The organism is Heliobacterium chlorum, from assembly GCF_014502795.1.
GTDB lineage: Bacteria > Bacillota > Desulfitobacteriia > Heliobacteriales > Heliobacteriaceae > Heliobacterium > Heliobacterium chlorum.
In genome coordinates this window covers 48,483-64,938 of sequence record NZ_JACVHF010000012.1, presented here as the reverse complement: position 1 = coordinate 64,938, position 16,456 = coordinate 48,483, and the positions used below count along the sequence as shown (strand labels likewise).

Below are 16,456 nucleotides of genomic sequence, written 5' to 3'. Positions count from 1 at the left end.
TTTTTCCAAAAGGTGTCGCAGAAAAGAAAAGGACGATCCTTGAACCCAAGGATCGTCCTTTTGTATGCGTAAATATTAGCGTTTGGAGAATTGAGGAGCGCGACGGGCGGCTTTGAGGCCGTACTTTTTCCGTTCCTTCATCCGCGGGTCGCGGGTCAGGAAGCCGGCACGCTTGAGTACAGGACGCAGGCCGATGTCAGCTTTGAGCAGAGCCCGGGCGATGCCCAGACGGATAGCTCCGGCTTGTCCAGTGGTACCGCCTCCATGAACGTTGCAGATCACGTCGAAACGGCCTTCACTCTTGGTCAGATCCATTGGCTGGCGGACGATCATTTCGAGGGTCCGCTTACCGAAGTATTCCATTAACGAACGGTTGTTCACCAGGAATTTACCTTCACCGGGTACGAGACGAACGCGGGCGACAGACTTTTTCCGACGGCCGGTTCCCCAATATTGTACTTGAGCCATTGGTTACTACCTCCTTCCCTATTCGCCGAAGTTCCAAACTTCCGGTTGTTGTGCTTGATGAGGATGTTCGGAACCTTGATATACTTTCAGTTTGCGATACATTTGAGCGCCCAGACGGTTTTTGGGCAACATGCCTTTGATGGCTTTTTCCATCGCCCGCTCCGGATTGGTCCGCAGCAAGGTGGCATAGTTGACTAGCTTCATTCCGCCGGGATACCGGGAATGATGGTAGTAGAGTTTTTGGGTCATTTTTTTACCAGTCAACACGATTTTCTCCGCGTTGAGAATGATGACATGGTCACCGGTGTCCACGTGGGGGGTAAAAATGGGTTTATGCTTTCCGCGCAGCAAGCGGGCCGCTTCCGAGGCTACCCGACCCAGGGGCTTGCCGGCCGCATCGATGATGTACCATTTGCGGTCGACTTCATTGGCCTTAGCCATAAAGGTGCTCATCGAATTCCCTCCTCAGGTGATTTCGTTCGTTCTATTCCTATTTCGAGGCGGTCCCGTCATCTTTGGTCTGGTCGTAACCTCCGATGCCGATTCCTGCCCATCCACTCCGCCTGGCGTATCCCTTTAAAAGAACGGCCTCACGGGGGTTTTTGTTCATATTCTCAAGTTCTTCATTCGCATACCTTCGGGGCTAGGGAAGGTTTATGCAAAAAACTCACTGTACTATTTTATGGGAGATTGAAAGGAAAGTCAAGCGGATTATACCAGACTTCCAGCAAAGCGAGTCCCTGCGGGGGGGCTGTCGTCCCCGCCTGAGTCCGATCGCGGGATGCGATAATTTGGGGGATACTTTCGGGGGCGATTTTCCCTTTTCCCACATCGACCAGCGTGCCCGTAATAATGCGGACCATATTGTAAAGAAAACCGTCACCCATTACGTCCATGAGCAGCAGGTTCTCTTCGGTCACGGTCATCGTACAACGCCAGATCGTGCGAACGAAGTCTTTCACGGGACTTCCGGTGGCGCAAAAGCCGCGAAAGTCGTGGGTTCCTACGAAGTACCCTGCTGCTTCCTGCATGGCTGCTACATTGAGCGGCGGATACACTTGATAGGAGTAGCGATGATGAAAAGGAGAATGGATGCGGTGATTGTAGATGCTATAGCGATAATGCTTGCCTAACGCGCCAAAGCGGGAGTGAAAATCTTCGGCCACCGTCTCTGCTTTTACGACAGACACATCTTTGGGTAATAGGGAGTTCATCGCCAAAGGAAACTTCTCGTCGGGGATGCGGGAAGTCGTCAAAAAGTCGACCACCTGACCTCGGGCATGGACACCGGCATCGGTGCGACCGGCACAGGTGATCTTTGCTTCCTCACCGGTAAGCACCTGAATGGCCCGCATCAGTTCATCTTGAATGGTAGGCAAGTTTGTCGGGTCTTCTTGTGTCTGAAAACCATGGTAGTTCGTGCCGTCATAGGCCACGATAAACTTGACCCGTCGCTTCTCGGTCATATTCCCTATCTCCAAACCACTAGAAGTATAAAGGCGAGTCCGGCGACCACTAATAGGGTATAATCGCTTCGCCTCATCATCAGAGGCCGAAAGCGAGTGCGACCTTCGCCGCCACGGTAGCAACGAGATTCCATCGCCATGGCCAGTTCATCAGCTCGACGAAAAGCAGAGAGCAGCAAGGGAACCATCAGTGGGACCATGCTCTTCGCTCGGCGTAAGATGTTACCGCTGTCAAAATCGGCGCCACGAGACGATTGGGCTTTCATGATTTTTTCGGTCTCTTCGATCAACGTCGGAATAAAGCGTAGGGCGATGGAGGTCATCATGGCAAACTCATGGGCCGGCAGTCCGATCCGCTTGGCTGGTGTCAGCAATTGTTCCATGCCGTCCGTCAAGGCGATGGGTGATGTGGTCAACGTCAAGAGCGTCGCTCCGGCATAGAGCCAAATCAATCGCAAGGTGACCGTTAGACCTTGCATCACCCCTTCCCGGGTGACCTCGAAGGGACCGAGACGGTAAAGGACCTCTCCCGGCGTACTCAAGAAATGCATGACGAGGGTAAAAACGATAAAAATCCACAGCGGCTTCAGTCCGCGAAAGATATAATGCCAAGGCAGTTTCGACAATAAGATGATGGCAAGAATAGGTACACCCGCTAAGGAAACGCTCGTCAAGCTCGAGAGTAAAAACAATGCTACCGTATATAGCAAGGTGATGATCACCTTTGTGCGCGGATCAAGACGATGTACCGGCGATTCAAGATGGACATATTGGCCTAAGGTGATATCTTTCAACATGATGCCCGTCCCTCCGGCCCGTTCCGGCTATGCCTAACCCACTCGTTGTCTTTACTCGCTTGCACTACCCGAAGGATTTCCTCGACAACGGCCTCGTTTTCAAAGATGCCTGAATTCACTGGCCATCCTAATTCCTTAAGGCGGTGCATCAGTTTTACGCAAAAAGGAATGTCCATGCCTAATTGGGCTATTTTTTCCGTCTGGACAAAAACTTCTTCCGGTCTTCCCTGTAAAGCCACCTTGCCCCGATCGAGCAGGACTAGACGACTTGCCATCCGGGCCACTTCGTCCATGTGATGGCTCACCATGACTATCGTCAGATTCCACTCCCGGTGCAGTCTCTGAAGCAACTTCAGCAGTTGTTCCCGTCCTCGCGGATCCAGCCCGGCTGTCGGTTCATCGAGGATGAGTTTTCGAGGGCGCATGGCTAACACCCCGGCTAAGGCCACGCGACGCTTCTGTCCGCCGCTTAAATGCAGGGGCGATCGCTGAGCGATCTTCTCTGCGTCGATTCCAACCATATCCATGGCCTGTAAAACCCGTTCCTTCGTCTCGGTAGCTGTCAAGCCCAGATTGCGCGGTCCGTAAGCGATATCGTCATACACCGTTTCTTCAAACAATTGATGTTCCGGGTATTGAAAGACAATGCCAACGCGCTCTCTCAGTATTTGAAACTTGGAACGTACATCCCGGTTTGCTTTACCTGCCGATGTACCTTGCACAACGATCTCATCAACGATCACCGTCCCAGAAGTGGGGGCCAACAGCCCGTTGAGATGCTGAATCAATGTGGACTTTCCAGACCCGGTCCGTCCGATGATGCCAACCAATTCTCCATCAGCGATCTGCAGATCCATGTTGAAGAGGGCCTGGCTCGCCAAAGGAGTGTCCCGTTTATATACGTAATTCAGTTTAGCGATTTCAATCGGCATAGGACATTCACCAGCTTATCCAAAGTCAGTACATCTGGGTCGATGGAGAGGCCCTTATCCCAAAGTCGTCTAGCGATATCCAAGGCCGGCGGCACTTCTAACCCTGCCTGTATGAGCAGATGGCTTTGTGAAAATACCTCTACCGGCGAGCCCTCCAAGAGTACACTTCCTTGATCCATGACGATGATCCGGTGAGCCAAGGCCGCTTCATCCATATCATGGGTGATGGTCACGACCGTCATGCCCTGATTTTCATGCAGGTGTCGTACCGTCTCGAGCACCTCCCTGCGACTGACAGGATCGAGCATCGATGTGGCCTCATCCAAGACAAGATATTCGGGACCTAATGCCAATACGCCAGCGATCGCCACCCGTTGCTTCTGTCCACCCGAGAGATCATGAGGGGGACGAGTACGCATCCCTTCGAGACCCACATCCCGCAGGGCTTTTTCGACTCGTTCCACGATCTCCCTTGGAGGCAACCCCAAGTTCTCCGGCCCAAAAGCGATATCTTCCTCCACCGTTGTGGCGACGATCTGGTTATCAGGATTCTGAAAGACCATGCCTACTGTACGGCGGATGTCAAACCAGCTCTCTTTGTCCGACGTATCAAGTTCGTTCACAGATACGCGCCCTTCCTTGGGCACCAATAAAGCGTTTAAGTGCTTCGCCAAGGTGGACTTCCCTGAGCCATTAGCCCCTAAGATCGCCACCCATTCACCAGGGCGAATCGTTAGGGAAACATTCTTTAAGGCGGGAATCGGCTGCCCCGAAGGGTCTGGATAGCTATAGCTGACATTTTCGACGGTAATCAGAGCCATCCCCCGTTTCTCTAAAACCGGACCAATACGGATAGCCGTAATTAGAAGCGTTTAATAAACGGAGCCAGCGCACCCCGGCTCGAAGGCACTTATTCCGCTATAATTCGCTTAAGTAAACTAACAACAGGGCAAGCTTGCAACAGGCTAGGGGTGCATTGGCGCAGTGAGCGTTTTGGGCGGAACGGCGTCGTGAGCGCAGGTTGCGGAGCGGATTAGCGCGCCACGGTTCACATGCAGAAAAGCCCAGAGGTTTGGCGCGCCCGCGAAGCAACCAAGCGAACAGCCGTGGAGCCCTTAGCGAACGGATCCGATGCACCCCGGCCCCCAAGCACTTACTCCGCCTTAATGCGCTCTAGTACACTAATTGCAGAGCGATTCCCTGCAACGGCCTAGGGGTGCATTGGCGCAGTGAGCCTTTTGGCGCGCATAAAAGGAAAGCCAGGAACCCTTGATCCATCGGATCATTGGCCCTGACCTGCTTTCATGCCACAGCATCGACAGCAACCACAAAGGGAAAACTGTACAACCTATATGGCTTATTCCTGACCCCAAAAGGGCCTCAAAAATCTAGGCTTTAAAAACCGGGAATGCCCCGGTCACGCCTTAAACCAGTTCGACGATGCACATAGGGGCGGCATCGCCACGACGGAAACCGGCTTTCATGACCCGGGTGTATCCGCCTTGCCGGTTGGCATATTTAGGGGCAATCTCACTGAACAGTTGAGTGACGACTCCCTCTTCCTGCAGGTAGGCCAGCGCTTGACGGCGGGCATGCAGGTCACCTTGTTTGCCAAGGGTGATCATTTTGTCCGCGATCCGGCGAAGTTCCTTTGCCTTAGGCTCGGTCGTCGTAATTTTTCCATGCTTGAGCAAGGATGTCGTAATATTACGGAGCAGCGCCCGGCGGTGACCGGTGGGACGGCTGAATTTACGGTAAGGCACGTGTTTCCCTCCTTTGCGGTAGGGTAGTATCAGTCTTCAGACTTACGGAGTGACAAGCCAAGAGCACTGAGTTTGGCATCCACTTCTTCAAGGGACTTACGACCCAGATTGCGAACCTTGATCATGTCTTCTTCGGTCTTCAAAGTTAGATCCCGAACCGAGTTGATCCCCGCCCGTTTCAGGCAGTTGTAAGAACGTACCGAAAGATCCAGTTCTTCAATCGTCATATCTAAGACTTTATCTTGCGGTCGTTCTTCTTTTTCGACCATGATTTCCACGTTCTCCGTGCTTTCGGTCAAACCGACAAACAGTTTCAGGTGGTCATTCATGATCTTTGCCGATAAACTGATGGCTTCCTCAGGGGTCAAACTCCCATTGGACCATACCTCAAGAATCAGCCGATCGTAGTTGGTAATTTGCCCAACACGGGTGTCTTCGACCCGGTAGTTTACCTTACGGACCGGTGAGAAGTTGGCGTCTACGGGGATGACCCCGATGACATGTTCCGACTTCTTATGTTTGGTCGCTGTCATGTAGCCGCGGTCTTTCTCCACAGTCATCTCCATAAACAGGCGACCGCCTTTATCTAAGGTGGCAATGGGCTGATCCGGGTTGAGGATTTCCACATCGGCATCACAGATGATATCTTTCCCTGTGACGACCCCTTCTCCTTCGGCTTCCACACGGATGATCCGAGGTTCGTCGGTATACATCTTGATGGACAAGAGCTTCAGGTTCAGGATGATATCCGTTGTGTCCTCTACCACTCCAGGGATGGTGGAGAACTCGTGAAGAACACCTTCGATCTTCACCGAAGTAACGGCCGCCCCGGGCAGGGAGGACAGAAGGATGCGACGTAGGGAGTTGCCCAGGGTCACCCCGTAACCGCGCTCCAGAGGTTCGACCACAAACTTTCCGTATGTGGCATCTTCACTCCGGTCGACACATTCAATCTTCGGTTTTTCGATTTCCAGCATGAACTGCTGAACCCTCCCTTGGCGAGAATCGGAGAAACCCTAATTACTACCGGGAGTACAATTCGACGATGAGGTGTTCTTGGACCGTGGTGTCAATGTCTTCCCGATTGGGTAGAGCGACAACCCGACCGGAGAGGTTGTTGACATCGAGTTCAAGCCAAGCCGGAGGAGTTTTCTGCCCGAGGCTCGCAACAATTTCTTTAAAGAGCGGGGTATCTTTGCTCTTTTCTTTCAGTTGGATCACATCGCCGACCCGCAGTTGGATGGAAGCGATGTTTACTTTGTGTCCGTTCAGGGTAAAGTGGTTGTGCAGAACGAATTGACGAGCTTCGTTCCGGGAGCGGGCAAAGCCGAGTCGGAATACGACGTTGTCGAGACGACGCTCGAGCAAGCGAAGTAAGTTGTGACCGGTAATGCCTTGCTGGCGATCGGCTTTGGAGAAGTACGTGCGGAATTGACCTTCCAAAATACCGTAGATGCGGCGAGCTTTTTGTTTTTCACGCAGCTGCAGACCGTATTCGGAGATCTTTTTCCGTCCTTGACCGTGCTGTCCGGGCGCGTAGGTCCGGCGGTCGACGGCGCACTTTCCGGTGTAACAGCGATCACCTTTGAGGTATAATTTAGCCCCTTCCCGACGGCACAGGCGGCATACAGGGCCGGTGTATCGAGCCATTCTGCGAATGCACCTCCTAAGTGAGTATTATACGCGGCGGCGTTTCGGCGGCCGGCAACCGTTATGCGGAATGGGAGTGACGTCTTTGATCATGCTGACTTCCAGGCCGGCAGCTTGCAGAGAGCGGATAGCCGCTTCCCGTCCGGAGCCAGGGCCTTTCACTAAGCATTCGACTTCCCGCAGGCCATGTTCCATAGCTTCTTTGGCGGCCGATTCGGCAGCCATTTGTGCCGCAAAAGGGGTGGACTTTCTCGAACCTTTGAATCCGAGAACACCCGCAGATGCCCAGGACAGGGTGTTGCCTGTGGTGTCGGTGATCGTGACGATGGTATTGTTGAAGGTGGACTTGATATGGGCGATGCCCCGGTCCACATGTTTGCGTTCTTTCCGTTTGGTACGGGTTACGCGACGTGCAGCCATTACCTAGCTTCGCCCCCTTACTTCTTCTTCTTACCAGCAACGGTCCGAGCAGGACCTTTACGGGTACGAGCGTTGGTTTTGGTGCGCTGACCACGGACAGGCAAGCCACGACGGTGGCGCAGACCGCGGTAGCAGCCGATTTCCATGAGCCGTTTGATGTTCAAGGAAGTTTCGCGGCGCAGATCCCCTTCGACGGTGATGTTTTTATCGATGTATTCCCGCAGACGGGCTACTTCGTCATCCGTCAAGTCCCGGGTCCGGGTGTCAGGGTTGACACCGGCGGAGGCTAGGATCTGTTGGGCAGTTGGGCGACCAATCCCAAAAATATAGGTCAGCGCGATTTCAATCCGCTTATCCCGGGGAAGGTCGATGCCGGCGATACGTGCCATATGGGTGAATGCACCTCCCGGTTGTTAACCTTGTTTTTGTTTGTGTTTCGGGTTTTCGCAAATGACCATGACTTTGCCTTTGCGTTTAATGATCTTGCATTTGTCGCAGATCGTTTTCACGGAAGGCCGTACTTTCATGTCAATTCCCTCCTCTGGGGGGGCTGTTACTTAAAGCGGTATGTGATTCGTCCCCGTGATAGGTCGTACGGTGAGAGTTCCACCGTCACCCGGTCGCCGGGGAGGATTCGAATAAAGTTCATCCGGATCTTGCCTGATACATGGGCAAGAACTTGGTGCCCGTTTTCCAGCTCGACAGTGAACATGGCATTTGGCAGAGGCTCGACGACTCGGCCCTCAACTTCGATAACGTCCGTCTTGGACATAAGGATTTCCAGCCTCCTTGATTTTACAGACCAACCTCCACCGTCTCCAGCAGTTGGCGAATAGCGCTGTCGACTTGGGTATTGGTAGGAGTTTTACCCTGTTGAAGCATTTCGCCGATTTCCGCGACCACCAACTCGGTCAACTGGAGGTGTTTCACCTTCTTCTTCTTCGGGGTGTCCACTTTACGATAGCGCCCATCTGCAATCAGAAGGTAATCGGGGTCGAGAATCTTCAACACCAGAAAATACCGGTTCTGATCCCTTCCGTTCCGGGAGAGAACCAGTTGGCCCGGAGTGACTTGCCCTACGGCCATGGATTAGGCTCCACGGGTGCGGGTGAGAATTTCCGGTCCATCATCGGTAATGGCGATGGTATGCTCAAAATGGGCAGACGGCTTCATGTCTTTTGTGACCACCGTCCACTGGTCCTCCTTGGTCTCGACCTCCCAGGTTCCGGCATTAACCATCGGTTCGATGGCGAGGGTCATGCCAGCCTGAAGTCTCGGTCCCCGGCCCGCCGGTCCGTAATTGGGCACTTGAGGTTCCTCATGCATCTTTTTACCGATGCCGTGCCCCACGAATTGGCGAACAACGGAGAAACGATTATCTTCGACGTATTCTTGAATCGCGTGGGAAATATCAAAGAGTCGATTACCGATGCGGGCTTGCTCGATTCCTACGTGCAACGACTGGCGCGTTACGTCCAGCAGTCGCTGCAGTTCTGCATCGATTTCACCGACAGGAACGGTAATCGCTGCATCTCCGTGGTAATCATTTACAGACGCACCGACGTCAATACTGATAATATCCCCATTTTCAAGTTTACGTAAACCTGGTATGCCATGGACAACTTGTTCGTTGATGGAGGAGCAAATCGTCGCCGGGAAGCCTTGATATCCTTTAAAGGAAGGCTTAGCCCCTTGTTGACGGATGTAGTCTTCGGCTTTCGCATCCAACTCGGCCGTCGTAACACCCGGCTTCACTGCTTTTTCCATCTCTTGTAGAGTTTCGGCCACAATCCGCCCGGCGTCCCGCATATAGGCGAGTTCCCGGGCGGTTTTCAAGACGATCATCTAAGCGTCTCTCCCCAGGGCCGCACAGATATCTTGAAATACTGCCGGCATCTCCTGTTCTCCATTGATCCGCTTGTACAGGCCTTTGGCCTGATAGTAGTCAATCAGAGGTTGAGTCTGTTTGTTGTACACATCGAGGCGGTTTTCCGCAGTTTCCCGGGAATCATCGCTGCGCTGGTACAACTCACCGCCGCATTTGTCGCACTTGCTTTCAGCTGCAGGCGGGTTAAAGACCACGTGATATGTCGCTCCACACTGGCGGCAGATTCGCCGTCCTGTCAACCGTTCAATCAGTTTTTCATGGGTGACCTGAATGTCGATGACGGCATCCAGATTCATGGTCAGCTGTTTGAGGGTTTCATCCAGGGCGTCTGCTTGGGGCACAGTGCGAGGAAATCCGTCCAGAAGGAACCCTTGTTGACAATCATCTTGGGCCAGTCGCTCCCGAACAATTCCAATGGTCACTTCGTCAGGAACCAGTTGACCGGCATCCATGTATGCTTTGGCTTTCTGACCGAGTTCGGTACCGTTTTTAATGGCGGCCCGAAACATGTCACCGGTGGAAATGTGGGGTATGGCAAAATGCTTAACCAACAATTCCGCCTGCGTTCCTTTACCGGCACCTGGCGGTCCCATCAGCAGTACTTTCACGGCTATATCCCTCCATGATACTCCCCAGCCTTACGGCTAGGGCCAATTTGTACGGGCACGTCCGGAAAGTCTTTTGCGAGGGTACGAAAGATGACGCTCCGGCTTGGGACATGCCCACATTTTATCTTCTATTTCATAAATCCTTGGTAGTTCCGCATCAACATGTTGGATTCCATTTGTTTCATCGTATCCAAAGCAACACCGACAACGATCAGCAGCGCTGTACCGCCGAAGTAGATGTTCGATATGCCCGTGAACTTGATGATAAATGTCGGCAGCAGTGAGATGACTGCCAAGAAAAGACCACCAACGAGGGTGATGCGGCCCATGACTTTACCGAAATAATCGGCTGTCGGTTTCCCAGGTCGAATACCCGGAATGAATCCGCCGTACTTCTTCAAGTTATCGGCCACTTCAACAGGGTTGAAGGTGATCGCCGTGTAGAAGTAGGCGAAGAAGAGAATCAATACTGCATAGAAGACACTATGCAAGAAGGAACCGAAGGCAAAATAGCTTTGGAACCATTGCCCGATCGGTGAACCAGGGAAGAAAGCGGCAATCGTCGTCGGGAAGGCCAAGATGGAGGAGGCAAAGATGACTGGGATAACCCCGGCCATGTTCACGCGCATCGGAATGTGCGTGTTCTGCCCGCCGTAGACTCGACGTCCCACTTGACGCTTCGCATAGTTGACCGGGATCCGCCGCTGACCTTCGTTGATGTAGATGATGCCGGCAATGGTCGCGGCGGCGATGAGCACAAACAACGCAGCGTTCAAGATGTTTGTGGTACCGACACGAACATATTCGACTAATGTCATAATCCCAGAAGGCAGACGAGATACGATCCCGGCGAAGATGATGAGAGAAATTCCGTTGCCAATGCCGTTTTCTGTGATCCGCTCACCGATCCACATGAGGAAGGCCGTGCCTGCCGTCAAGGTGGTGGCGATAAGCAGGTAACTCCAGATGTTCGGGTTGGATACGGCGCCTGTCAGGCCGTAGGACAAGCCGATGGCCTGAATGAAGGCGAGGACGATGGTAAAGTAACGGGTGTATTCGGTGATTTTTCTCCGACCGTCTTCCCCTTCTTTGGCCAGTTGCTCCAAACGGGGAATAACGACGGTCAGAAGCTGCATGATAATCGATGCGTTGATGTAGGGCGTGATGCTCATCGCGAATACGGAGAATTTCCGGAAAGAACCACCGGAGATTACATCGAAGAACCCGAAGAGCGATCCCGTGTTCATCAACTGCTCAATCGCTGCACGGTTAATGCCTGGTACCGGAATATGGGCGCCGATACGGAAGATAAGGAACATCACCAGCGTATAGGCGATTTTCGTCCGCAAATCCGAGATCTTCCAGGCATTTTGGAGGGTGCCCACGAGTGTGGACATGATTTACATCACCTCAACTTGGCCGCCCGCAGCTTTAATCTTTTCAGCGGCAGCCTCACTCACCCCGTGGAGTTTGACCGTCAGAGCTTTGTCGATCTCTCCGTTGGCCAAAAGCTTTACGCCGTCTTTGATTTTTTTGATGATTTTACATTCAAGCAGCAGTTCCGGTGTGACGACGGTTCCAGCATCAAAGACCGCTAGGTCCTGAATGTTGACAACGGCGTATTCTTTCTTGAACGGATAGTTGGAGAATCCGCGCTTAGGAATTCGGCGTTGCAACGGTTGTTGACCGCCTTCAAAACCAGGACGGACACCGCCGCCGGAACGGGCGTTTTGACCTTTATGGCCTTTACCGGCCGTTTTGCCATTGCCCGAACCGATGCCTTGGCCTTTCCGCCAGGGTTTTTGGCGAGAGCCCGCTGCAGGTTTCAGTTCATGGAGTTGCAAAGGGTACACCTCCTTGCCTTAGGCTTCCAGTTCTTCCACGGTCACCAGGTGCGAAACCGTTTTAATCATGCCGCGGATGGCAGGGGTATCGTCATGGATGACAGTGTGATTGAGCTTTTTCAGTCCCAGGGTGGCCACGGTGAGTTTCTGGTTTTTGGGGTAACCGATGGCACTTTTCACCCAGGTGATTTTCAGTTTGTTCGCCACGGATGCCCCTCCTTAACCAGTAATCTCTTCGACCGTTTTACCACGCAGTTTAGCGACGTCTTCAGCTCGTTTCAGGCTGCGCAATCCTTCGAAGGTCGCACGGACCATATTGTTTGCGTTGTTCGAACCGAGGGACTTGGTCAGGATGTCATGAATCCCGGCCAATTCCAGCACGGCACGGACAGGGCCGCCGGCGATAACACCGGTACCTTTGGAAGCCGGCTTAAGCAATACTTGTCCGGCGCCAAAACGGCCATTGATGGGATGAGGAATCGTCGTTCCTACGATAGGAACTAAAATCAGGTTTTTCTTCGCGTCTTCCACGCCCTTGCGGATCGCTTCAGGCACTTCACCAGCTTTTCCCAATCCGAACCCGACGTGGCCTTTGCCGTCACCGACGACCACCAGGGCACTAAAGGAGAAGCGGCGACCGCCTTTGACCACTTTGGCGACGCGGTTGATATAGACGACTTTTTCGGTAAGTTCCAGTCCAGTCGCGTCTATTCTTGCCATTCTTTTCCCTCCTTTATGCGAAGCTTAGAATTGCAGCCCCGCTTCCCGGGCAGCCTCGGCTAAGGCAGCAACCCGGCCGTGGTAGATGTATCCACCCCGGTCAAAGACCACCTTGTCAATGCCTTTCTCCAGGGCTTTTTTGGCGACGAGTTCGCCGACCTTTTGGGCCCCTTCGATGTTGCCGCCGGAGAGGTTGGCCTCCTTGAACTCGTTATCAAGGCTGGAGGCGGCCACCAGAGTTTGACCGGTGGTATCGTTGATGACTTGCGCGTAGATATGATTCAGACTGCGAAACACGGACAGGCGAGGACGTTCTTGGTTGCCTACAACCCGTCTGCGGATCCGCATATGCTTTTTCTGACGAGCGGCATCGCGGTCAATTCTTTTGATCACTTCGGGCTCACTCCCTTCGACCTGGGGTTAGGGCTATTTTTTGCCTTTTTTACCGCCGGTCTTACCAACTTTGCGACGGATTACTTCGGTATCGTACTTGATACCTTTGCCTTTATAGGGCTCAGGCTCACGTACGGAACGAATGTTGGCGGCGAGAGCGCCAACCTTTTCTTTATCAATGCCCTTGACGATGATTTTCGTCGGGGCAGGAACTTCAACTTCCAGTCCTTCACCAGGATCGATTTCAACGGGATGGCTGTAACCGACGGTGAGAACCAGTTTCTTGCCTTGTTTGGCGGCCCGGTAACCGACACCGACGAGGTCGAGGTTTTTGCTAAAACCTTGGGTTACCCCTTCGACCATATTGGCGACGAGGGTACGAGAGAGGCCGTGCAGGGCGCGGTGATTCTTTTCGTCGCTCGGACGAGTCACCTTAATAGTGCTCTCTTCCACCGTAACGGTCATATCTTTATGCAGTTCCCGGCTGAGCTGGCCTTTGGGGCCTTTTACAGCGACGACGTTTCCGTCGATCGTGACGGTAACACCGGCCGGAATCGGCACGGGCTTCCTGCCAATCCGTGACATGGTCACACCTCCTGCTGTGTGTGCTTCGTTAATCCTTGGTTGATTACCAGATGTAGCAGAGAACTTCTCCGCCGAGTCCGGCTTTGCGGGCGTCTTTATCCGTCATGATACCATGAGAGGTGGAGATGACGGCAGTTCCCAGTCCGCCAAGGACTTTCGGGATTTCTTCTTTCCGGCAGTAGACACGCAGACCCGGTTTCGAGATGCGCTTTACGCCGGTGATGACTTTCTCACGGTTGGGGCCGTATTTGAGGTAAAGGCGCAGCAGGCCTTGTTTATTATCTTCGATGTATTCTACATCTTTGATGAAGCCCTCGTTTTTAAAGATCTCAGCGACGGCGCGTTTGACCTTGGACGAAGGAACTTCTATTTTGTCATGGTAAACCATGTTGGCATTGCGGATGCGAGTCAGAAAATCCGCGATCGGATCAGTCATGACCATTGGGCTGGAACCCCCTTCCGTGTATCTTTACCAACTGGCCTTGGTCACGCCGGGGAGTTCCCCTTTGTAGGCCAGGTTTCGGAAGCAAATCCGGCACATCCCAAATTTCCGCATGTAGCCATGAGGGCGTCCGCAAATCTTGCAACGATTGTGCGCACGAACTGAAAATTTGGGGTCACGGCTTTGTTTCACTTTCATGGATGTCTTTGCCACGAGTTTCCCTCCTGTACTTGCCTTATTCGGCGCGGAATGGCATTCCGATCAGCCGAAGGAATTCACGGGCCTCTTCGTCGGTCTTGGCGGTTGTAACGAAGGTGACGTCCATCCCGCGCAGACGATCGATTTTGTCGTACTCAATTTCAGGGAAAATCAGTTGTTCTTTGAGACCCAGGGTGTAGTTCCCACGGCCGTCAAAGGATTTCGGGCTAACGCCGCGGAAATCGCGAACCCGGGGCAGGGATACGCTGACCAGTTTGTCAACGAAGTCAAACATGCGCTCCCCACGCAGGGTCACTTTGCAACCGATTTTCATACCTTCCCGAAGCTTGAAGCCGGCGATGGATTTTTTGGCCGTAGTTACGACCGGTTTTTGACCGGTGATCTTGGTCAGGTCGCCGACAGCGGCATCGAGGGCTTTCGGGTTCGCAATCGATTCACCGAGACCCATGTTGATGACCACTTTTTCCAGCTTGGGAATTTGCATGACGTTTTTATATCCAAACTTCTGCATCATGGCAGTGTTAACGTCGTTTTGGATTTTATCTCTCAGTCGGGCCAAACTGCTGACCTCCTCTCTGACGAGGGTTACTTATCTGTATCGAGTACTTCTCCGCAAATGCGGCAGATACGTACTTTTTCGCCGTTTTCCAGGAACTTCTTCGCAATCCGAACGGGCCGGTCGCATTTGGAGCAGAAGATCATCACGTTGGAGGCGTCCAGGGGAGCCTCTTTTTCAATGATGCCGCCTTGCGGGTTGGCTTGCGTCGGTTTGGTATGGCGCTTGACGAGGTTGATTTTCTCAACAACGACGCGATGTTTATCAGGAATCACTTGGAGCACTTTGCCCTTTTTGCCAGCGTCTTTACCGCTGATCACTTGGACGAGGTCTCCTTTTTTGACGTGCACTTTCACCTTCGGGTTGGCCACGGTGCATTTCACCTCCGCCCTACAGTACTTCCGGGGCCAGGGAGATAATCTTCATAAAGTCGCGGTCCCGGAGTTCACGGGCTACAGGCCCGAAAATACGGGTGCCCCGTGGGTTCTTTTGATCATTGATGATAACTGCGGCGTTTTCGCTGAAGCGAATGTAGGAGCCGTCAGGCCGTTTGATCGATTTGCGGGTACGCACAACCACGGCTTTGACGACATCCCCTTTTTTAACCACGCCGCCGGGCGTTGCTTCTTTAACGGAAGCGATAATGATATCTCCCACGGAAGCATATCTCCGGAAGGAGCCGCCCATTACACGGATGCATAACAACTCTTTCGCGCCAGTGTTATCACCCACGCGGAGTCGAGTTTCCTGCTGGATCACGAGGATCTCCTCCTATGCCGTGGTCTTACACGATAACTGCTTTCTCTACGATTCGGACGACCCGCCAGCACTTCTCTTTGGACAGGGGACGGGTTTCCATGATCTCTACGATATCGCCCATTTTGCACTCGTTGTTCTCATCATGGGCTTTGAATTTCTTGGTTTGCTTCACGGTTTTGCCGTAGAGCGGGTGTTGGATGCGGCTCTCAACAGCAACGACAACGGTTTTTTCCATTTTATCGCTGGTGACTTTACCGATACGAGTCTTGCGTTCTGCGCGTTCGGACACTGCATTTACCTCCTTACCAACCACGGCTAGGCCTTAATGGCTTGAAGTTCACGTTGACGGAGGACAGTTTGAGTCCGGGCGATGTTCTTGCGAACTTCGCGAATGCGCATCGGATTCTCCAACTGTTGGGTAGCAAGTTGAAAGCGGAGGCGGAAGAGTTCATCTTTGAAGTCAACAAGCTTCTTGTTGAGTTCTTCCGTGCTCAAATCTTGAAGTTCTTTAGCTTTCATTAGCTTCACCACCCACTTCCTCGCGTTTTACGAACTTGCATTTGATGGGCAGCTTGTGCATTGCCAAGCGAAGGGCTTCCCGAGCGATGTCTTCCGGTACGCCAGCCAGTTCGAACATGATGCGACCAGGCTTGACAACGGCGACCCAGTATTCAGGAGAGCCTTTACCGGAGCCCATCCGTGTTTCCGCCGGTTTCGCCGTAATCGGCTTGTCGGGGAAAATCTTGATCCATACTTTGCCGCCCCGTTTGATGTAACGGGTCATTGCAATACGAGCGGCCTCAATCTGACGGCTGGTGATCCATGCGGGTTCCAGGGCCTGCAGACCGTATTCACCGAAAGCTACGGCATTGCCGCCCTTGGATTTGCCTTTCAGGCGTCCCCGATGGACACGGCGCCATTTCACACGTTTCGGCAGTAGCATGGT

General features: G+C 53.0%; 30 protein-coding genes. All 30 read right to left on the bottom strand.

What is annotated here, in order from left to right:
• Nucleotides 1-75 precede the first annotated feature (75 nt).
• The 30 genes from rpsI to rplP all read right to left on the bottom strand — a co-directional run bounded on the left by rpsI (nt 76) and on the right by rplP (nt 16,453).
• Entirely contained in the window at nt 76-468 is a 393-nt protein-coding gene (rpsI, locus tag H1S01_RS12285; protein WP_155476548.1) for a 30S ribosomal protein S9, read from the bottom strand.
• 18 nt (nt 469-486) lie between these two features.
• Nucleotides 487-921, bottom strand: a complete 435-nt coding sequence (rplM, locus tag H1S01_RS12280) for a 50S ribosomal protein L13 (protein ID WP_155476549.1) — start codon at nt 919-921, stop codon at nt 487-489.
• Between the two features lie 227 nt (nt 922-1,148).
• Nucleotides 1,149-1,934 carry a tRNA pseudouridine(38-40) synthase TruA gene (gene truA / locus H1S01_RS12275; RefSeq protein WP_188040755.1) on the bottom strand — a complete coding sequence of 262 codons (786 nt, stop codon included), beginning with the start codon at nt 1,932-1,934 and terminating at the stop codon, nt 1,149-1,151.
• A gap of 5 nt (nt 1,935-1,939) precedes the next feature.
• Nucleotides 1,940-2,731 carry an energy-coupling factor transporter transmembrane component T family protein gene (locus H1S01_RS12270; RefSeq protein WP_188040754.1) on the bottom strand — a complete coding sequence of 264 codons (792 nt, stop codon included), beginning with the start codon at nt 2,729-2,731 and terminating at the stop codon, nt 1,940-1,942.
• Entirely contained in the window at nt 2,725-3,663 is a 939-nt protein-coding gene (locus H1S01_RS12265) for an energy-coupling factor transporter ATPase (RefSeq protein WP_188040753.1), read from the bottom strand. The genes H1S01_RS12270 and H1S01_RS12265 overlap by 7 nt, the downstream gene beginning before the upstream one ends.
• Complete coding sequence (locus tag H1S01_RS12260; protein ID WP_188040752.1) at nt 3,639-4,484, bottom strand: energy-coupling factor transporter ATPase; 846 nt, start codon at nt 4,482-4,484, stop codon at nt 3,639-3,641. Before H1S01_RS12260 ends, H1S01_RS12265 begins: the two co-directional genes overlap by 25 nt.
• Before the next feature lie 603 nt (nt 4,485-5,087).
• A complete protein-coding gene (gene rplQ / locus H1S01_RS12255) occupies nt 5,088-5,426 on the bottom strand; it encodes a 50S ribosomal protein L17 (protein ID WP_170291873.1) in 339 nt (112 codons plus the stop codon).
• Between the two features lie 29 nt (nt 5,427-5,455).
• On the bottom strand, nt 5,456-6,403 hold the full coding sequence (locus tag H1S01_RS12250) for a DNA-directed RNA polymerase subunit alpha (protein WP_188040751.1): 948 nt from the start codon (nt 6,401-6,403) through the stop codon (nt 5,456-5,458).
• 46 nt (nt 6,404-6,449) lie between these two features.
• Nucleotides 6,450-7,076 (bottom strand): 30S ribosomal protein S4, encoded by a 627-nt coding sequence (gene rpsD, locus H1S01_RS12245; protein ID WP_155476555.1) that lies wholly within the window; start codon nt 7,074-7,076, stop codon nt 6,450-6,452.
• A 27-nt stretch (nt 7,077-7,103) separates the two neighbouring features.
• Nucleotides 7,104-7,496 (bottom strand): 30S ribosomal protein S11, encoded by a 393-nt coding sequence (gene rpsK / locus H1S01_RS12240; protein ID WP_155476556.1) that lies wholly within the window; start codon nt 7,494-7,496, stop codon nt 7,104-7,106.
• Nucleotides 7,497-7,513: 17 nt separating this feature from the next.
• Nucleotides 7,514-7,885, bottom strand: a complete 372-nt coding sequence (gene rpsM, locus H1S01_RS12235; protein WP_155476557.1) for a 30S ribosomal protein S13 — start codon at nt 7,883-7,885, stop codon at nt 7,514-7,516.
• A gap of 24 nt (nt 7,886-7,909) precedes the next feature.
• Complete coding sequence (rpmJ, locus tag H1S01_RS12230; RefSeq protein ID WP_012282496.1) at nt 7,910-8,023, bottom strand: 50S ribosomal protein L36; 114 nt, start codon at nt 8,021-8,023, stop codon at nt 7,910-7,912.
• A 26-nt stretch (nt 8,024-8,049) separates the two neighbouring features.
• Nucleotides 8,050-8,268 carry a translation initiation factor IF-1 gene (infA, locus tag H1S01_RS12225; protein WP_155476558.1) on the bottom strand — a complete coding sequence of 73 codons (219 nt, stop codon included), beginning with the start codon at nt 8,266-8,268 and terminating at the stop codon, nt 8,050-8,052.
• A 23-nt stretch (nt 8,269-8,291) separates the two neighbouring features.
• Nucleotides 8,292-8,582, bottom strand: a complete 291-nt coding sequence (locus H1S01_RS12220) for a KOW domain-containing RNA-binding protein (protein WP_188040750.1) — start codon at nt 8,580-8,582, stop codon at nt 8,292-8,294.
• Between the two features lie 3 nt (nt 8,583-8,585).
• A complete protein-coding gene (map, locus tag H1S01_RS12215; protein WP_188040749.1) occupies nt 8,586-9,341 on the bottom strand; it encodes a type I methionyl aminopeptidase in 756 nt (251 codons plus the stop codon).
• Nucleotides 9,342-9,992, bottom strand: coding sequence for an adenylate kinase (locus tag H1S01_RS12210; protein WP_188040748.1), 651 nt, complete (start codon nt 9,990-9,992; stop codon nt 9,342-9,344).
• Nucleotides 9,993-10,120: 128 nt separating this feature from the next.
• Nucleotides 10,121-11,389: a preprotein translocase subunit SecY gene (gene secY, locus H1S01_RS12205; protein WP_188040747.1), complete on the bottom strand. Its 1,269-nt coding sequence runs from the start codon at nt 11,387-11,389 to the stop codon at nt 10,121-10,123.
• 3 nt (nt 11,390-11,392) lie between these two features.
• Nucleotides 11,393-11,836, bottom strand: coding sequence for a 50S ribosomal protein L15 (gene rplO, locus H1S01_RS12200; protein WP_155476562.1), 444 nt, complete (start codon nt 11,834-11,836; stop codon nt 11,393-11,395).
• A gap of 18 nt (nt 11,837-11,854) precedes the next feature.
• The gene (gene rpmD / locus H1S01_RS12195) at nt 11,855-12,043 is read right to left on the bottom strand and encodes a 50S ribosomal protein L30 (RefSeq protein WP_188040746.1); all 189 of its coding nucleotides are present in this window, start codon (nt 12,041-12,043) and stop codon (nt 11,855-11,857) included.
• A gap of 12 nt (nt 12,044-12,055) precedes the next feature.
• Entirely contained in the window at nt 12,056-12,556 is a 501-nt protein-coding gene (rpsE, locus tag H1S01_RS12190) for a 30S ribosomal protein S5 (RefSeq protein WP_155476563.1), read from the bottom strand.
• Between the two features lie 24 nt (nt 12,557-12,580).
• Nucleotides 12,581-12,949, bottom strand: coding sequence for a 50S ribosomal protein L18 (gene rplR / locus H1S01_RS12185; RefSeq protein ID WP_170291876.1), 369 nt, complete (start codon nt 12,947-12,949; stop codon nt 12,581-12,583).
• Between the two features lie 33 nt (nt 12,950-12,982).
• Nucleotides 12,983-13,534, bottom strand: coding sequence for a 50S ribosomal protein L6 (gene rplF / locus H1S01_RS12180; RefSeq protein ID WP_155476564.1), 552 nt, complete (start codon nt 13,532-13,534; stop codon nt 12,983-12,985).
• 43 nt (nt 13,535-13,577) lie between these two features.
• Nucleotides 13,578-13,976 carry a 30S ribosomal protein S8 gene (gene rpsH, locus H1S01_RS12175; protein ID WP_170291877.1) on the bottom strand — a complete coding sequence of 133 codons (399 nt, stop codon included), beginning with the start codon at nt 13,974-13,976 and terminating at the stop codon, nt 13,578-13,580.
• Nucleotides 13,977-14,003: 27 nt separating this feature from the next.
• Nucleotides 14,004-14,189, bottom strand: coding sequence for a type Z 30S ribosomal protein S14 (locus H1S01_RS12170; protein ID WP_170291878.1), 186 nt, complete (start codon nt 14,187-14,189; stop codon nt 14,004-14,006).
• Between the two features lie 22 nt (nt 14,190-14,211).
• Nucleotides 14,212-14,754 carry a 50S ribosomal protein L5 gene (gene rplE, locus H1S01_RS12165; RefSeq protein ID WP_188040745.1) on the bottom strand — a complete coding sequence of 181 codons (543 nt, stop codon included), beginning with the start codon at nt 14,752-14,754 and terminating at the stop codon, nt 14,212-14,214.
• 26 nt (nt 14,755-14,780) lie between these two features.
• Nucleotides 14,781-15,122 carry a 50S ribosomal protein L24 gene (gene rplX / locus H1S01_RS12160; protein WP_341479097.1) on the bottom strand — a complete coding sequence of 114 codons (342 nt, stop codon included), beginning with the start codon at nt 15,120-15,122 and terminating at the stop codon, nt 14,781-14,783.
• Between the two features lie 19 nt (nt 15,123-15,141).
• Nucleotides 15,142-15,510 carry a 50S ribosomal protein L14 gene (gene rplN / locus H1S01_RS12155; RefSeq protein ID WP_188040744.1) on the bottom strand — a complete coding sequence of 123 codons (369 nt, stop codon included), beginning with the start codon at nt 15,508-15,510 and terminating at the stop codon, nt 15,142-15,144.
• 25 nt (nt 15,511-15,535) lie between these two features.
• Complete coding sequence (gene rpsQ / locus H1S01_RS12150; RefSeq protein ID WP_170291880.1) at nt 15,536-15,799, bottom strand: 30S ribosomal protein S17; 264 nt, start codon at nt 15,797-15,799, stop codon at nt 15,536-15,538.
• Nucleotides 15,800-15,825: 26 nt separating this feature from the next.
• The gene (rpmC, locus tag H1S01_RS12145) at nt 15,826-16,029 is read right to left on the bottom strand and encodes a 50S ribosomal protein L29 (protein WP_155476567.1); all 204 of its coding nucleotides are present in this window, start codon (nt 16,027-16,029) and stop codon (nt 15,826-15,828) included.
• Nucleotides 16,019-16,453: a 50S ribosomal protein L16 gene (rplP, locus tag H1S01_RS12140; protein WP_155476568.1), complete on the bottom strand. Its 435-nt coding sequence runs from the start codon at nt 16,451-16,453 to the stop codon at nt 16,019-16,021. The genes rpmC and rplP overlap by 11 nt, the downstream gene beginning before the upstream one ends.
• Nucleotides 16,454-16,456: the final 3 nt, after the last annotated feature.

Excerpts from the sequence above, each read along its gene's own strand:
- rpsI (WP_155476548.1), bottom strand. The coding sequence starts at position 468 with ATGGCTCAAGTACAATATTGGGGAACCGGCCGTCGGAAAAAGTCTGTC.
- rplM (WP_155476549.1), bottom strand. The coding sequence starts at position 921 with ATGAGCACCTTTATGGCTAAGGCCAATGAAGTCGACCGCAAATGGTAC.
- truA (WP_188040755.1), bottom strand. The coding sequence starts at position 1,934 with ATGACCGAGAAGCGACGGGTCAAGTTTATCGTGGCCTATGACGGCACG.
- H1S01_RS12270 (WP_188040754.1), bottom strand. The coding sequence starts at position 2,731 with ATGTTGAAAGATATCACCTTAGGCCAATATGTCCATCTTGAATCGCCG.
- H1S01_RS12265 (WP_188040753.1), bottom strand. The coding sequence starts at position 3,663 with ATGCCGATTGAAATCGCTAAACTGAATTACGTATATAAACGGGACACT.
- H1S01_RS12260 (WP_188040752.1), bottom strand. The coding sequence starts at position 4,484 with ATGGCTCTGATTACCGTCGAAAATGTCAGCTATAGCTATCCAGACCCT.
- H1S01_RS12250 (WP_188040751.1), bottom strand. The coding sequence starts at position 6,403 with ATGCTGGAAATCGAAAAACCGAAGATTGAATGTGTCGACCGGAGTGAA.
- rpsD (WP_155476555.1), bottom strand. The coding sequence starts at position 7,076 with ATGGCTCGATACACCGGCCCTGTATGCCGCCTGTGCCGTCGGGAAGGG.
- rpsK (WP_155476556.1), bottom strand. The coding sequence starts at position 7,496 with ATGGCTGCACGTCGCGTAACCCGTACCAAACGGAAAGAACGCAAACAT.
- rpsM (WP_155476557.1), bottom strand. The coding sequence starts at position 7,885 with ATGGCACGTATCGCCGGCATCGACCTTCCCCGGGATAAGCGGATTGAA.
- rpmJ (WP_012282496.1), bottom strand. The coding sequence starts at position 8,023 with ATGAAAGTACGGCCTTCCGTGAAAACGATCTGCGACAAATGCAAGATC.
- infA (WP_155476558.1), bottom strand. The coding sequence starts at position 8,268 with ATGTCCAAGACGGACGTTATCGAAGTTGAGGGCCGAGTCGTCGAGCCT.
- H1S01_RS12220 (WP_188040750.1), bottom strand. The coding sequence starts at position 8,582 with ATGGCCGTAGGGCAAGTCACTCCGGGCCAACTGGTTCTCTCCCGGAAC.
- map (WP_188040749.1), bottom strand. The coding sequence starts at position 9,341 with ATGATCGTCTTGAAAACCGCCCGGGAACTCGCCTATATGCGGGACGCC.
- secY (WP_188040747.1), bottom strand. The coding sequence starts at position 11,389 with ATGTCCACACTCGTGGGCACCCTCCAAAATGCCTGGAAGATCTCGGAT.
- rpsE (WP_155476563.1), bottom strand. The coding sequence starts at position 12,556 with ATGGCAAGAATAGACGCGACTGGACTGGAACTTACCGAAAAAGTCGTC.
- rplF (WP_155476564.1), bottom strand. The coding sequence starts at position 13,534 with ATGTCACGGATTGGCAGGAAGCCCGTGCCGATTCCGGCCGGTGTTACC.
- rpsH (WP_170291877.1), bottom strand. The coding sequence starts at position 13,976 with ATGGTCATGACTGATCCGATCGCGGATTTTCTGACTCGCATCCGCAAT.
- rpmC (WP_155476567.1), bottom strand. The coding sequence starts at position 16,029 with ATGAAAGCTAAAGAACTTCAAGATTTGAGCACGGAAGAACTCAACAAG.
- rplP (WP_155476568.1), bottom strand. The coding sequence starts at position 16,453 with ATGCTACTGCCGAAACGTGTGAAATGGCGCCGTGTCCATCGGGGACGC.